The sequence below is a fragment of the Chryseobacterium sp. L12 genome, from assembly GCF_056133985.1.
This window is the reverse complement of the sequence record NZ_JBVYOF010000001.1, coordinates 90189-106184: the sequence shown is the minus strand read 5'-3', so window position 1 is coordinate 106184 and position 15996 is coordinate 90189. Positions and strand designations below refer to the sequence as shown.

At 35.3% G+C, this 15996-nt stretch carries 14 protein-coding genes; 11 read left to right on the top strand and 3 right to left on the bottom strand.

Annotated features, from left to right (window positions below; genetic code table 11):
• Window positions 1–30 precede the first annotated feature (30 nt).
• Together coaD and AC0NBN_RS00510 are read left to right on the top strand one after the other, a co-directional pair.
• Window positions 31–498 carry a pantetheine-phosphate adenylyltransferase gene (gene coaD / locus AC0NBN_RS00515; RefSeq protein ID WP_143884808.1) on the top strand — a complete coding sequence of 156 codons (468 nt, stop codon included), beginning with the start codon at window positions 31–33 and terminating at the stop codon, window positions 496–498.
• Between the two features lie 57 nt (window positions 499–555).
• Window positions 556–1188 carry a trimeric intracellular cation channel family protein gene (locus AC0NBN_RS00510; RefSeq protein ID WP_143884809.1) on the top strand — a complete coding sequence of 211 codons (633 nt, stop codon included), beginning with the start codon at window positions 556–558 and terminating at the stop codon, window positions 1186–1188.
• Between the two features lie 249 nt (window positions 1189–1437).
• Here the strand turns inward: AC0NBN_RS00510 and AC0NBN_RS00505 are convergent, their stop codons facing one another.
• Complete coding sequence (locus tag AC0NBN_RS00505; protein WP_143884810.1) at window positions 1438–2007, bottom strand: DUF2892 domain-containing protein; 570 nt, start codon at window positions 2005–2007, stop codon at window positions 1438–1440.
• Between the two features lie 75 nt (window positions 2008–2082).
• A complete protein-coding gene (locus AC0NBN_RS00500) occupies window positions 2083–2577 on the bottom strand; it encodes a dihydrofolate reductase (protein ID WP_160812447.1) in 495 nt (164 codons plus the stop codon).
• Between the two features lie 85 nt (window positions 2578–2662).
• On the opposite strand from AC0NBN_RS00500, the gene AC0NBN_RS00495 reads away from it, so the two are divergent.
• The 5 genes from AC0NBN_RS00495 to AC0NBN_RS00475 all read left to right on the top strand — a co-directional run bounded on the left by AC0NBN_RS00495 (window position 2663) and on the right by AC0NBN_RS00475 (window position 7628).
• Window positions 2663–3271, top strand: a complete 609-nt coding sequence (locus AC0NBN_RS00495) for a LemA family protein (RefSeq protein ID WP_160812448.1) — start codon at window positions 2663–2665, stop codon at window positions 3269–3271.
• The gene (locus AC0NBN_RS00490; RefSeq protein ID WP_160812449.1) at window positions 3271–3699 is read left to right on the top strand and encodes a TPM domain-containing protein; all 429 of its coding nucleotides are present in this window, start codon (window positions 3271–3273) and stop codon (window positions 3697–3699) included. Before AC0NBN_RS00495 ends, AC0NBN_RS00490 begins: the two co-directional genes overlap by 1 nt.
• Entirely contained in the window at window positions 3680–4477 is a 798-nt protein-coding gene (locus AC0NBN_RS00485; RefSeq protein WP_160812450.1) for a TPM domain-containing protein, read from the top strand. Before AC0NBN_RS00490 ends, AC0NBN_RS00485 begins: the two co-directional genes overlap by 20 nt.
• A gap of 747 nt (window positions 4478–5224) precedes the next feature.
• Window positions 5225–5746 carry an NAD(P)H-dependent oxidoreductase gene (locus AC0NBN_RS00480; RefSeq protein WP_143884815.1) on the top strand — a complete coding sequence of 174 codons (522 nt, stop codon included), beginning with the start codon at window positions 5225–5227 and terminating at the stop codon, window positions 5744–5746.
• A gap of 1 nt (window position 5747) precedes the next feature.
• Entirely contained in the window at window positions 5748–7628 is a 1881-nt protein-coding gene (locus AC0NBN_RS00475) for a monovalent cation:proton antiporter-2 (CPA2) family protein (RefSeq protein ID WP_143884816.1), read from the top strand.
• Between the two features lie 121 nt (window positions 7629–7749).
• Here the strand turns inward: AC0NBN_RS00475 and AC0NBN_RS00470 are convergent, their stop codons facing one another.
• Window positions 7750–8439, bottom strand: a complete 690-nt coding sequence (locus AC0NBN_RS00470; RefSeq protein ID WP_474466422.1) for a head GIN domain-containing protein — start codon at window positions 8437–8439, stop codon at window positions 7750–7752.
• 143 nt (window positions 8440–8582) lie between these two features.
• Between AC0NBN_RS00470 and AC0NBN_RS00465 the strand changes: the two genes are divergently transcribed.
• From AC0NBN_RS00465 to AC0NBN_RS00450, 4 genes are all read left to right on the top strand, one after another.
• On the top strand, window positions 8583–10724 hold the full coding sequence (locus tag AC0NBN_RS00465; protein ID WP_160812512.1) for a M3 family metallopeptidase: 2142 nt from the start codon (window positions 8583–8585) through the stop codon (window positions 10722–10724).
• 175 nt (window positions 10725–10899) lie between these two features.
• A complete protein-coding gene (locus AC0NBN_RS00460; protein ID WP_160812451.1) occupies window positions 10900–12063 on the top strand; it encodes a T9SS type A sorting domain-containing protein in 1164 nt (387 codons plus the stop codon).
• 127 nt (window positions 12064–12190) lie between these two features.
• Window positions 12191–14839: a 4-alpha-glucanotransferase gene (locus AC0NBN_RS00455; RefSeq protein WP_160812452.1), complete on the top strand. Its 2649-nt coding sequence runs from the start codon at window positions 12191–12193 to the stop codon at window positions 14837–14839.
• Window positions 14840–14977: 138 nt separating this feature from the next.
• Window positions 14978–15928, top strand: coding sequence for a hypothetical protein (locus tag AC0NBN_RS00450; protein WP_160812453.1), 951 nt, complete (start codon window positions 14978–14980; stop codon window positions 15926–15928).
• Window positions 15929–15996 lie beyond the last annotated feature (68 nt).

Sequence of the window (15996 nt, the reverse complement as noted above, 5' to 3'; positions counted from 1 at the left end):
TTCAAAAATAAAAAAACAAAATTCTTACGCATGAAAATTGCCGTTTTCCCGGGATCTTTTGACCCAATTACATTAGGACATTACGACATCATTGAAAGAGCAGCACCTCTTTTTGATAAATTAATCATTGCTATCGGGCAGAACTCTCAGAAGAAATATATGTTTCCTCTTGAAAAAAGAATGGAATTTATCCGGAATTCTGTAGCGGAATTTCCAAATGTGGAAGTCGATTTTTTTGAAGCACTCACTGTTGATTATTGTTTTGAAAAAAATGCACAGTACATCATCCGCGGACTCAGAAACCCTGCCGATTTTGAATTTGAGAAAGCTATTGCTCATACCAACAGGACTCTGGCTCACAAAAAGCTGGAAACCGTTTTTCTTTTAACTTCATCAGGAAAATCTTTTATCAGCAGCAGCATCGTAAGAGAAATCATCAATCATAAAGGAGAATATGAACTTTTGGTTCCTGAAGCGGTGAGAATTGAAAATAAATAATAGGTAAGATCAAAATATACAAAATTTAACTTGAGTCTTTATCAGCACCAATCATAAATGCACGAAAACTTCAGCCTTATTATAGAAATTCTTGGAACGATCTCTTTTTCGATGTCGGGAAGTTTTGCTGCGATGCAGAAAAGATTAGATCCTTTCGGAGTTCTGATTATTGCTTTTGTGACTTCAGTGGGTGGAGGAACGGTAAGAGATTTACTGCTTGGCATTCCTGTCTTTTGGATGCATGATTTATTGATGTGTGGATTGATTCTGGCAACAAGCATTTTCGCAATGGTTTTCAAATCCATCGAAAAGAATTTTAAAGTAACCTTATTTATTTTCGACAGTTTCGGATTAGGTTTATTTACCATTATTGGCGTTCAGAAAGGGCTCAATGCAGAAATTCATCCATTAATTTGTATTGCTTTAGGAACAATTACAGGCTGTTTTGGCGGAATCATCCGGGATATTCTGCTCAATCGAATTCCTTTAATTTTCAGGAAAGAAATCTATGCAAGTGCATGTATTATTGGCGGATCAGTTTTTTTGCTCCTTACCAGTTTCACCAATCTTTCTTATACATTCATCCAGATTTTCACTATTCTTCTTATTGTTTCAGTAAGAACTCTGGCTGTAAAATACCATTGGCAAATGCCTAAATTTTACGGATACGAACAAAACTCAGAAATGTAAATATTATGAACCACAATTGACAACGAGAGAGAACCAAGCTATTTCATAGGCTATATTGTAAATTTAAAAATCAAATAAATTAGATTTTTACAGAATACATGCACAAGCCCCCAGTATTACTGAATTTTATCAAAACTACCACCAATTTGTTTAAACAAAATACCCTAATTGAATATCGTAATAAAATCATCACCATTTAAACAAAAAAGCACCTGATTTCTCAAGTGCTTAATCTTTATTCCTAAAATATTAAAAGAATTTTCCTCTGTTTCTCATATTGGGATTATGCATATGCTTTTGCATGGTCGGCATTTTCAGCTGATCTTTCAGCATTTTGATCTGATCAGCCATCATTCCTGCAGAATCCAATCTTTTAGCTTCTTCCAAAAGCTTTTGACCTTCCTGTCTCCTGCCTTTAGAAATTGCACCCGCTGCGAGGTTTAAGGTAGCCATTGCACGGTCGTGTTTCATATTCAGACCATAATCTAAAGCTTTTTTCATCAAAGGTTCTACTTTGGTTGGATGATCCTGTGCCAAAATCAAACCTTGCAGATAATGATAATATCCATATTGGTTTTTGTGAAGCTCTGTTCTGTAATTTTTGATATTACCTAAAAATTTGGAAGCCTTTACCATATTCTGTTTTCTCAATTGCCAGAAAGCAAGCAAGATATTTTCATTTTTGAAAAATAAGAAAATTGGCAAAGCAGAAAGAAGAAAAACAACAATTCCCCATCCCAAACTTCTGGTATAAAACATCATGTAAAGACCGCCTAAAATAAGAAGCGCAGCCACTATGATTTTTATGTTTTTATTCATGATTAAATTTTAGAAGTGCAAAGATAAAACATTTAAAGGTTAGATGCTAAAAGTTAAGCCTTAGAATTACGGCAACTATTCTTTTAAAATTTTTTCAAAAGTCTGAAAGCAAAAATCATATTGATTTTTCTCGTCTTTTTCGTGGCATACTTCGTTTGTTTTTTTCCATATTTTAGAATCAATTTTAGGAAAATAGGTATCAGCTTCAAGGTTTGCCTCTACCAAAGTTACTTCCAGCTTATCAACAATTTCCATTGTCTGGTCATAAATAGTACCACCACCAATGATAAAAATGTCTTCATCTATCTTTTTTGCAAACTTTACAGCCTCTTTGATGCTTCCTATAATTAAAATTCCTTCTTCAAACCAGTCTTTTTTTCTGGAAATAACAATGTTGGTACGGTTGGGAAGAGGTTTTCCGATACTTTCGTATGTTTTTCTTCCCATAATCACGGGATGTCCGGAAGTAATTTCTTTAAAATGTTTTAAATCTTTGGGAAGATGCCATAACAATTGATTATCAGAACCAATTTCATTATTTTCCCCCATTGCAACCACAATTGTTGTCATTTATTAAATTTTATGCAAAATTAGCACTTAATTTGTATATTTGAGTAGCACAAAAAGCATTAAAAAAATTAAACAAAATTCAAACATGAAAAACAAAGGCTGTTTCAGTGCCGGAACCATCGGCATTGCATTACTTATTATTTTAGTATTAGTATTTTTCTGGGGTAAAAGCGGTTACAACAATTTTGTAGCTCAGGAACAAACGGTAGATGCAAAGTGGTCTAATGTACAAACCGTATATCAAAAAAGAGCCAACCTCATTCCGAATCTGGAAAGAACCGTAAAATCTTATGCCAAATTTGAGCAGGAAACTTTAACAAAAGTAATTGAAGCCCGCTCTAAAGCAACTTCAATCAATATCAATCCTACCAACCTTACGGAAGAAGACATGGCGAGATTCCAGGCTGCACAAGGTGAATTGACCGGAGCTCTGAACAGATTGATGGCAGTAGTAGAATCTTATCCTAATCTGAAAGCGGACCAGCAGTACATTAATTTCCAGAGAGAATATATTGCGATTGAAAACAGCATCAGAATGGAAACGGTAAATTATAATGATGCTGCAAGAGATTATAATATTTTGATCAAACAGTTCCCGAACAATATTCTGGCAAATTTTACCAATTTTAAAGAAAAGCCATTATTCAAAGCACAGGCAGGAGCTGAAAATGCACCAAGCGTATTTACCGAGTAATGAATCGCTTTTTAACAGACCATCAAATAGCTTCCCTTGTGGAAGCTATTCAATCGGCAGAAAGTCTTTCTACCGGAGAAATCCGCGTACATATAGATTCTACAACTGATGACAAGGTTGCCGAAGCGGCTTTTGAAGTTTTTAAAGAACTCTGTAAAGACAAAACAGCAGAAAAAAACGCAGTACTTTTTCATGTTAATTTTGAGCAGAAATATCTCACCATAATTGGTGATACAGGAATTCATGAAAAAGTACATCAGTCTTTCTGGGATCACCTTCACGACTATATTACTTCAGAATTTGCAAAAGGACACTTTTATCAGGCTTTAAAAAGTGCTATTCTGGAAACCGGAAAAAAACTGAAAAAACATTTTCCAGCCAACGGAAAAAATCATAACGAACTACCCGATGAGATTACATTCTCTTAAAATATTTTTTACTTTTTTTATTTCCTGCTGTTTTAATATTATTTCAGCACAATATACAATTCCCGAAAAACCTGCTGTTTTGTATCCTGTGTATGATGAAGCTAATCTTCTTACCCAACAGGAAAAAGATGCATTAAACAACAAACTCATCCGTTTTGCAGATTCTACTTCTACAGAAATTGAGGTCATCATTATACCTTCAACAAAAGGTGAAGACATTAATTTTCTGGCTGCAACTTTCGGTGAAAAATGGGGAATCGGACAAAAAGATGTTGATAACGGAGTGGTTTTTCTAATTGCAAAAGAAGACCGAACTATGTCTATCCAGCAAGGAAGAGCCGTTGAACAATATCTTACCGCTTCTGTTGCCGGACAGATTTTAGACTATATTGTAACTCCACAATTTAAAAAAGGAAAATGGTACGAAGGTATTGATGGCGGAACGTCTGCCATTATGGAGGCAGTTCAGGGGAAATTTAAACCTTTGCAGAAAGATCGGAAGTCCAATTCCGGAGAAGCTAAACTGATTATTATCGCATTTATTATCTTCATTATTATTGTTATCATTACGAGCAAAGGCGGAGGAAATAATGACGACGGAGACATTATTCTCAGCAGAAGAGGACGCAGAAATTATCCCGGAGGATTCTTTCCTTTTCCTGGAAGTTTTGGCGGTGGTGGTTTCGGTGGCGGAAGTTCCCGTGGTGGCGGTGGCGGATTTGGAGGCTTCGGCGGCGGAGGAAGTTTTGGCGGTGGCGGTGCTTCAGGAGGATGGTAATTACGTGTTACATGAAATTTTCAATTATATCAATTCTTCTGAGTATTTTTAACTTTACTGCTACTGTTAAAATCAATACACATATTCTAAAAGATTATTGGTCTACTGATGGAAAAACTCAGATATTATATGGATTTTTAGAGTTGAAATACTCTTATAAATATTACTATTTAATTATTTCATTCGTTTCATTGTTTTTTTTAATATCAGCTTTTAAGAATAAAGAATCAGAAAAGTTTTTGTACTCTGCAATGTTTATTTTCTTACTTGGAACGTCTTCAATAATTATTGGCTTTTGGAAATGGTTTGTTTAAAATTTTAATTTAAGAATAACCTTCGATTTAATTAGATATAATACATCAGAGAAAATCTTCGATAATAAAATTATGAAGGAGTGTTTGCAGAAGATAACTGTTAACCATATGATTTTAAGCATTTTATCGTATTTGAAAAAACTACGAGAACTTTGCTAAGTGAAATCGAAGATTCGACGAAGTCAAACGCCTTTGCGAGCTTAAATCGGCGAACCGTTTAAAAAACTTTTATGTTCCTTTGTGTTAAAAAAAGCATTATGATCAATAACGGATATTCATAATCAAAAAATCCAAAACAAAAAAATATTCAAGCTTACTGACGGTAAATAAATTCAAATAACTTCTTATCTTTTTTTTAATTAAAAATGATTAAACTTACCTCATCCATTCCTATTTTACTCATTTTTCATTATATTTACGAAAAACGGGTTGTATGAAGAAAACGCTAGTTATTTTTGCTCATCCTTATCTTGAACATTCTAATTCAAACGTAGAACTCATCAATTTCTACGTGCGTCATCAGCATTTTACACTTCGCGATTTATACGAAGAATATCCCGACTTTCATATTGCCGCTTTCAGAGAAAGAAAAAGACTTCAAAATTATGACCGTTTTATTTTTCAGTTTCCGATCATTTGGTTTGGAGTTCCGCCTTTGCTGAAATTGTGGATTGATGAGGTTTTTGACCGCAACTGGCTGAACGAAGGGGAAATCAATCCATTAGAAAATAAAGAAGTCTATATTGTCGTTACAACAGGTGGCAAAGAAAGATCCTTCTCTAAAGAAGGAACCTATAAATATACAATCGACGAAATAATCAGCGGACTTATTGTATCACTGAATGTTTTTAAAGCTAACATAAAAGATATTACCATCGTTTACGAAGCCAACAAATTATCTAAAAAAGAAATTATTTTACAGAAAAAGAAATTTGTAGAAATCCTGAATCAATAATATGGAAAACACTCTAGCGATGAACACCCTTTTATTCTTAGGTGTAGCCATCATTATGGTTCCACTCGCAAGGAAATTGGGTTTAAGCTCGGTTATCGGATATATTTTAGGAGGTATTATCATTGGTCCCTATGTTTTAAAACTGACCGGAAATGATGTAAACGACATCATGCACGCCAGTGAATTCGGGGTAATCATGCTGCTTTTTTTAGTCGGACTCGAATTAGAACCCAGGAAATTCTGGGAGATGAGGAAAAAAATTATTGGTTTGGGACTCACTCAGATGGCGTTAACCATTTCCATACTTTTTCTGATTTTCATCTGGGCTGGCTGGAAGGTTGATAAATCTATTGCGATTGCCATGTGTTTTGCACTTTCCTCTACTGCCATTGTACTTCAGACCTTACAGGAAAAAAACAATCTGAAAACTACAGCAGGTGAAGCATCTTTTTCCACTCTGCTGTTTCAGGATATTGCCGTGATTCCCATTCTGGCAATTTTGCCGATAATTGCCAATTATAAAGCCAGACATCAGGATAATGAAGTGCAGATTCTCATTCAGAAACTCCCGGAATGGCTTCAGGCAGGTACCGTAATTTTTGGGGTTATCATTTTAATTTTATTAGGCAGGTATGTTTTTGTTCCTTTCTTAAGGTATGTTTCCAAAGCAGGAATGCCCGAGCTTCTTACCGCTTCATCGCTTTTTCTGGTTATCGGCGTTTCAGAATTAATGATTGCGATTGGTATTTCTCCGGCTTTAGGAGCCTTTTTAGCAGGTGTGATGCTGGCAAACAGTGAATTTCGTCATGAGCTTGAAGCACAGATCAACCCGTTCAAAGGATTGTTGCTTGCCGTCTTTTTCGTAAGTGTAGGCTCTACGATGAATTTTAATGTTATTCAGAATGGCGCAGTCTTTATTTTCAGTACTGTTTTTGTAGTTCTGGCTGTAAAATTTCTCGTGCTGTTTGCGATTGGAAAATTTTTTAAGCTTGATAATCCACAGACTTTGTTTTATGCCTTTGCACTTTCACAGGTAGGAGAATTTGCTTTTGTACTGATCAACTATGCTTCAGATCTGTATTTATTCGGAGCAGAGCTCAATGCACAGTTAATGGCTGTGTCGGCAATTACCATGTGTATTACTCCGATTCTTTTAATTATTAATGACAAAATTATCACACCAAGATTCATCAAAGAAGTTCCGGATTCTGATTCTGACTTTAATATTCTTGAGAAAAATATTGATCAGAAGAAAATTATCATCGTAGGTTTCGGACATTTCGGAAGCACTGTAGGACGGCTTTTAAAAGCAAATAAGGTAACAGCTACTGTTCTGGACAGAGATTCGGATCGTGTAAAAATGCTGAGAAGCTACGGTTTTAAAGTTTATTATGGTGATGCAACCCGTCTTCCTGTTTTGAGAGCTGCCGGAATTGAAGATGCAAAAATTCTCGTCCTCTGTCTGGATGACCCCGAAATGAATAAATTTGTCGCCGATTTGGTAAGAGAACAATATCCTAATGTAAAAATATTTGTTCGTGCTAAAAACAGAATTGACGCCTATGATTATCTGGATAACGGAATAGAAAATATTTACCGTGAAACACTGGGAACTGCGGTAGATATGGCAGTAGATGTGCTCCACGAAACAGGAATGAGAAAATACGCTGCCAGAAGATTGGGACAAAGATTTATGGCTATTGACAAAGCATCGGTACGAAGACTGGCAAAAACAGATAAAGACGAAGAAATGCATCTTTTTACCACAAAAGAAATCCTCCAGATAGAGGAGGATTTATTAGCTTTTGATAATTTGAATTTTGACCGAAAAGATTGGGAAACATTAGCTTCAGAAGATGAAGAAACTGATATTCAGCTTTAAATTACTGCAGACTGACGCTACCGCCACTGCTTTCTTCTTTGGAAACTGTCGTCACATTTCCTTTTTTAATGCCGTTCACACTTCCGCCAGACGAAGCATGGGCTTCAAACCTTGATGCTACTCATACTTCTATTCCTGCTCCGCTGGAAGATTCTGCCTTCACAAAATCTGCAATCATTTCTTTTGCCGCAATATCACTTCCGGAAGATGCTTTCAAATCAGCAGTCTTAGCTTTTCCTGAAACTTCAACAGTTGCGCCTGAAGAAGCTTCCACAGAAAGATTTACTGCCCAGATCTTTCCTGTAAAGTTACCACTGCTTCCTGCATTAATGGTAAATTCATTGGCTTCAAGCTTTCCTGATATTTCTCCCGAACTTGACATCTCCAGATCTGTTTTATCCTGAGTAAACTGATCTTTAACCGCAATAACAGCTGCTGAATTAGCCGCAAGTTTTGTAAAATCCTTTGCATAAATTTTAGCCTTTACTTTAGAGCTGTTTATTACGCGAAATCCTCTTTTATAATGAATATGGAGTTCTCCCCCATTATTTTCTACCAAAACCTCATCAATGATATTTTCAGGAGCAGAAATCACTACTTTTTCCACGTCTGATTTTATGATTTCAGCTTCAATAGCCTGCGAAACTTCAACCTTATCAAAATCTCCTGCAAATTCTTTTTGCTTTACAGGTCCATGATCAGAATTGGTGGCATTAGGAAGCCATTCGTTTTTTTGCTCTCTCTTGTCATTCTTATTACAGGAAGCCAGCAAAACAAGTCCTGAAAAAATTAAAATTGTACTAGATTTCATGATATGATGTTTAAAAGTTTAGTTTTTAATATCTTTATACTTTAATAACAACTAAAATATGAAATCTGTTACAATTGACAGCGAAATGTAAATTAAAAAATACCTGATTTCATATATTATTCTAAAAAATAAAGTAGATGTATATAAAAAACATTTCCTCGGCACTGCTAATTTCTGCTTTAGCATTTAACTATTCATGCACCACAATGAAAACACCCGACACTCAAAAAGAAATTCCCGTTCCTGATGCTTCGCTTTCCTCAAACCCTTTGATGAAAAAAAGCAAACTTCAATACGAAGCTCCGGAATTTGACAAAATTAAAGATGAACATTTTAAACCTGCTTTTGAATTTGGACTAAAACAGCATGATGCAGAGATTTTGAAAATTGCCAATAATCCTGAAAAGCCAACTTTCGAGAATACCCTTGTTGCACTTGAAAAAAGCGGCGAGGTTTTAAAGAGAGCTGTGATTGTCTTCTCAAATCTTACAAGTGCGAATACCAATCCTACATTGCAGGCTTTAGACGAAGAATATGCACCTGTTTTTGCAGCCCATTCTGACAAGATGTATTTGAATGAAAATCTTTATCAAAGAATAAAATCAATTTCAGAAAATGGATTAGATTCAGAAAGTAAAAGACTGCTTCAGTATTACAAACAAAATTTTGAAATTGCAGGAGCTAATCTTTCTGCTGCTGATAAAGAGAAACTAAAACAAATCAACCAGGAACTGGCTTCTCTTTCCACACAATATTCCAACAAACTACTGGAAGCAAGAAAACAGGGCGGAGTTTTCTTTACTGATGTAAAAGAACTTGACGGACTTTCTTCTGACGAAATTGCAGCTGCTGCAAATGATGCGAAAAATGCAGGTAAACCTGGACAATATCTTCTTACTTTACTTAACACCACTCAGCAGCCTCTTCTGCAAAATCTCAACAACAGAGCAACCAGAGAAAAACTTTTCAAAGCATCATGGGAAAGAGCAGAGAGAAACGATGGAAATGACACAAGAGAGACCATTGAAAAACTGGCTGCTTTAAGACTCAAAAAAGCGCAGATTTTAGGAAATAAAAGCTTCGCAGAATGGAAGCTGCAGGATCAGATGGCAAAAAACCCTGAAGCTGCAGTTAAACTTATGAATCAGCTGGCTATCCCGGCTGTGGAAACCGCAAAGCGTGAAGCTAAAGATATTCAGGATCTCATTGATAAGCAAAAAGGAGGCTTTAAAGTACAGCCATGGGACTGGAATTATTACGCAGAGCAGGTAAGAAAAGCAAAATTTGATCTTGATGAAAGCGAAATTAAACCTTATTTTGAAATCACAACGGTTCTGGAAAAAGGCGTTTTCTTTGCTGCTGAAAAATTCTACGGGCTCACTTTCAAAAAAAGAACAGATCTTCCTGTTTATCATCCTGATGTGGTCACTTATGAAGTTTTTGATCATGACGGAAAATCTCTGGCGATCTATTACCTTGATTTTTATACCAGAGATTCTAAAAATGGCGGCGCGTGGATGAGTAACTTTGTTGAGCAATCCTACCTTTTAGGAACAAAACCAGTGATTGTCAACTGCTACAACTATCAGAAACCAGCAGAAGGAAAACCGTCACTAATCAGTTTTGACGATGTAGAAACCATCTTCCATGAATTTGGACACTCTATTCACGGGATGTTTGCGAGCCAGAAATATCCATCTCTTTCAGGAACAAATGTTCCGAGAGATTTTGTTGAATTCCCTTCACAAATCAACGAACATTGGGCTTTAGATCCTGTCGTACTGAAAAATTATGCTATTCATTACGAAACAAAACAGCCCATTCCTCAAAGTCTAGTTGATAAAATTAAAAAAGCTTCAACTTTTAATCAGGGATATATGACAACAGAACTTGTTTCTGCAGCTTCTGTGGATATGGATTGGCATTCCGTAACCAGCGAAACACAGCTTCTTCCTGTGTTGGATTTTGAAAAACAATCTTTAGCAAAACACGGTTTCACATTAGGAACTGTTCCGCCAAGATACCACACTCCATACTTTGCGCACATTTGGGGCGGCGGTTATTCAGCAGGATATTATGCTTATCTGTGGTCTGAAACTTTAGACAGCGATGCCTGGGAATGGATTGAAAAAAATGGCGGGCTTACCCGGGAAAATGGCGACCGATTTAGAAAATATATTCTTTCTGTAGGAAATTCTGTCGATCTTAATCAGGCATTCAGAGATTTCACGGGTCATGACCCTGACATTAAACCTTTACTAAGGAACAGAGGTTTTATTAAATAAATTTTAAAAGCATTCAATGATTTGGATGCTTTTTCTATTAAATGAAGATTTGAAAATTTCAGGAGTTGTGATCAATTTTAAAAAATTCCATTTAAATTTTTTCATTTATTTCATTCAATCTAAAAAATATGTAACTTAGTCATACTAAAATGATTAATTATAAAATATATAAACTATGAAAAAACATTTATTTCCTATTCTTTTGGTTTTACTTGGAAATACCGTAAATGCACAGCAGGATTTTTTTGCACTTACCGGTAAAAATTCCCCAAGAATTGAATTTAATGATTTCCGCACAATGAATGCAGACGGAACATCCGGCGAAACCGTTTTCGGAGTTTCTTCTTCTGCCAGTGTCATATCGCAGGCACGAAAATCTGCCGTTTCGGAAGATAAAAATTCTTATCATAACTCTCAGGCGATGAATCTTGCTGCTTTAGCATACGATTCTTCAGGAAACAATCTGGTTTATATGCCGATGTTCTCTTCAAACATTTATGTATTAAACCAAAAAACCAAAGAAATAACGTTAGTTGAAAATAATGTAGCAAGAGTAACACCGTGTGATATCAATTCACACATTACAAGAATGGCGACAGGATACAACGGAAATATTTATGCGATCAACAATTCAGGAACGCAGTTTATTGAGATCAGCAAAAAGAATGATCAGTTTACCGTAAAAGATCTTGGCATCATCAAAGACGACGAGTCTAATGGTAAAAACTCTTTTACTGCAATGGAAACAGGTTTTGGCGGAGATATGATTGCTGATGCCGACAATAATTTCTACGTTTTTTCTGTGACAGGAAATGTTTTTAAAATTTCAACAAAAGAATTAACTGCAAAATTTGCAGGAAAAATCACGGGGCTGCCGGAAAACTACTCCGTAAACGGTGCTGCGGTAAACTCTAAAGGAAATATAGTTGTAGCAAGCGCAAAAGGTGCTCCCATGTACGAGTTTAGCCTGAAAAATCTTGAGGCAAAACAACTTTCCGGTGAACAAAACCTCCACATTTATGATTTGGCGAGCCGATATTTTGCCAATGACAAAGTTACGCAGGCAAATACAATGGCAAACATTGATGTTTATCCTACAAAAGTGGAAGATCAGACAATTACCGTAAATGTAAACGACAAAAACATTAAAGGAAATATCAAAGTAACTTTATTTGATATTTCAGGAAAATCTGTTTTCAATATCAGTCTTTCAGTAAAAGACGGCAACCTCAATCAGCAGATTCAGCTGAGAAATTTCTCAATAGGTGCTTATATTGTGAATATCACCGAAGAATCCGGAAAAACTTTACTTACAAAAAAGATTTTAGTTACAAAATAAAATCTGAACTATATTCAGTATATTGAAGCCTTTTCCACTCTCAGGAAAAGGCTTCTTATCTTAAATTTGATTCATCAAGTATTTATTTTTAAAATTTAAACCGTATTTTTAGACAAAAATATATGAGATGAAATTGTATTTTAACCTTAATTATTACACAAAACCGGGCGAAAATTTAGAGCTTATCACCCATGAAAGCGACCATACAGAAAGAGTTCATAAAATGTTTCATACCGGAAATGGTGAATGGAAATGCGAAATAGATTTTTTTTCTAAAAACATAGAATACCATTATCAGCTATGCGATGACCATGGAAAAGTTCTTAGAAAAGAGCCAGTAAAGCATCATCATACTTTCCCTCACAACTATAAAGAATTTTTGATTTTTGACGAATGGAATTCTAAAAATCTTCCGGAAAATTATCTCAACAACAAAATTTTAAAGAATAAACTTCAACAAAAAGGGTCACAGAAAATTTCTATTTTAAAAAAACATACTCATCTTTTCAAAATAGAAGCTCCAATTTATAATCCCGACTGGGAAATTGCACTTATTGGAAGCACGCCTTCTCTAGGAAACTGGAATTATGAAGATGCAATTCGCTTAACACAAACCGATCCCGGTATTTGGGAAGCAGCTGTTGAAGTACCCGAAAACTATGTTATTGAATACAAATATTCTATTTTTGACAAAAAAATTCAGAAAATAATTGATGTAGAAACAGGTGATAACAGATCTGCTTTTCCAAATAGTCAGAAAGAGGTACTGCAGATTATATCTGATCATTATTTCAGATTTAAGTCTTATCAGATGTATCATGCAGCCGGAGTCGCTGTACCAGTTTTTTCATTGCGGACAGAAGACGGTTTTGGAGTCGGGGAATTTTTAGATTTAAAAAAGCTTGCAGACTGGGCTAAAAATACTTCGCTTGAAATTATACAGATTCTGCCGATCAACGATACAACTGCAAACTATACATGGACAGATTCTTATCCCTACGCTGCCGTTTCTGTATATGCATTGCATCCGCAATATATTTCGCTGGAAAATCTTGATTTTAAAATACCAAAAAATTTAGAAGAGAGTTTTGCTCAGGAAAAGGAACATCTAAATTCGTTAGAACTCATTGACTACGAAAAAATGATTGCTTCTAAGTGGAAATATCTGAAAGCTATTTTTACTACCGAAAAAGAGAAAATCTATAAAGACAGAAATTTTAAAAAATTTCTTAAAGATAACGAAAGCTGGCTTCTTCCCTACTCTGCTTTTTGTGTATTGAGAGATAAATACAAATCACCGAATTACAATCTCTGGAAAACTCACAAAAAATATATTGCAGGAAAAATTGCACCTTTCTTTAATGCAAAAAACAAAGATTATGACGCTGCAATGCTGCACTCGTGGGTACAGTATCAACTTGATAAACAGCTGAAAAATTCTGTTGAATATATTCACAGTCTCGGAATTTCTCTAAAAGGAGACTTGCCGATAGGAATCTACCGGTATTCTGTAGAAGCATGGACTGAACCTGAACTTTTCGGAATGGATTTTCAGGCTGGAGCACCACCAGATCAGTTCACAGAAATTGGTCAGAACTGGGAATTTCCTACTTATAACTGGGAAGCCATGAAAGCCGATGGCTACCAATGGTGGAAAAACCGTTTCAAAGCCCTTGAGCAGTATTTTGATGCTATGAGAATAGATCATATTCTCGGTTTTTTCAGAATCTGGAGAATGCCTGTTTCAGCAACACAAGGCATTTTAGGCTATTTTTATCCTGCAATTCCTGTTACTTGGGATGAGTTCAAAGCCCGTCACATTCCTTTTGATTTCGAAAGATACTGCAAGCCTTACATTAATGACGAAATTTTATGGAAATATTTTGGAGACCAGACCGGCAAAGCACTTGATTTTTTAGAAAGAAAATCAGATGGTACTTATCAGTTTAAAGAAAATTTTAATACCCAAAGAAAAATATCAGAACACTTTCAGGGGAAAATTGATGATTTTTCCGATCAACTGATTACACTGTGTGCCAATGTATTGTTTCTTACTGAAGAGAGAAATGGAGAAACGGTTTATCATCCTAGATTTAACGCATTCAAAACAGAATCTTATCATTTTCTGTCTGACTGGGAAAAAACTTCGGTATACGAACTATATCAGGACTACTTCTTTAAACGTCAGGATTATTTATGGAAACAAAGTGCAATGGAAAAACTCCCTGTTATTCTGAATGCAACCGATATGCTGATTTGCGGTGAAGATTTGGGATTGGTTCCGGACTGTGTTCCTGAAGTAATGGATGAACTTGCTATAGTTGCACTTAAAGTACAGAGAATGCCTTCGGAAAACATTCCGTTTTACAATCCTAAAACAGCTGATTATATGAATGTTGTGACGGCTTCTTCTCACGACAGCTCAACACTCAGACAATGGTGGAAAGAAAACCCGTCATTAATTCAAAAATATTTTAATCAGCAGCTTGGTCAGTTTGGAAAAGCACCGGAAAATCTGGAACCGTATCTGGCAGAAATTATTATGAAACAACATCTTTACAATGATGCAATGCTGGCTATTTTTCCTATTCAGGAGTTTTTTGCAACAGATGAGAATCTCATTAACAGAAAAACAGATAATGAACGAATTAATAATCCCGCAGTATTTCCACACTATTGGCGTTACAGAATGCACATAAAACTGGAAAACATTATTAATTATTCAGAATTTAATCATAAAATATTAGATTGGGTGAAAGACAGCGGAAGAAACTAGAAAAATATTAATACTGATTATCAATAACTTAAAAATTTATTATATTGAAGTTTTATCTTAGGATTTAACTTCTTTTTTTTATCTGCATCAAAAAGACAAGAACGAAAGTTTTTATTTAACCAATTAATTACTGAAAAAATGAAAAGAATATTTATAGGATTTGCACTCAGCTTAGCAACTTTAACCTTTGCTCAGCAATATCCGAACAACGGATGGGGCAACGATGGATATTACGGAAATAATGACGGATATTATAGTGATGAGGATGACCGAAATTTTTTCCCGGACGATTATTATTACAATTATCCGCAAGATTATTATCCTCAGGATTATTACCAAAGTTATTATAATGATTACAGACAAAGCATTATAAATATCAACTGGAATCGTTTTTTTGTACAGCACAGACTCAACCGCTGGCAAATAGACCAGATTCTGTATCTGAATAATTTATACTCCAGTTTTGCAGCATGGAATAATTTTTACAGATTTAATCCGGACAGATGGTATTATGACAGATACTATGCAATGGAAAGGATTTTGGGACCTAGAGTCTTTGTAATTTTCCAAAACAATTATTTTCAGGGTGCTCATCCGATTGTCTATTTTCAGAATTACAGAAGAACATATTATGTACCGAGATTCAGAGTAATGCCGCGTTACAGAAATGTAAACATCAATGTTTACCGTGTTGACAGAAACAGTTTCAGACGTGCAGATAATCCTACGCTGAATGTGGTAAGAAATTCAGGGTTCCGAAATGGAAACGGTAATTCTTCAGGATTCAGAAATGACAATGGAAACACAAGACCTAATAACGGATTCAGAAATTCTGATAATGGCGGATCAAGAAATAAAGCTGACAACGGCGTAAGAAACAACGGAGGGTTTAGAAATAACGAACCTAGAAACAATGGCGGTATGAGATCTGAAAGCAATACTACTCCTCCAAGGAATAATGAAGGTTTCAGAAATCAGCCGAAAAGAGAAAATTCGAGTCCGAGAATTCAGAATAATGCTCCGAGACAGGAAAATAACAGAGGTGAAGGAAGAGGTTCAGGTTTTAGAGGCAGTTTAGTAAGAAATTAGTTTTTTTAGTTTTTCATATATTATATTTGAGTGGTGTTGAGAGTGAATATTTTTATTCACTCTCTTTT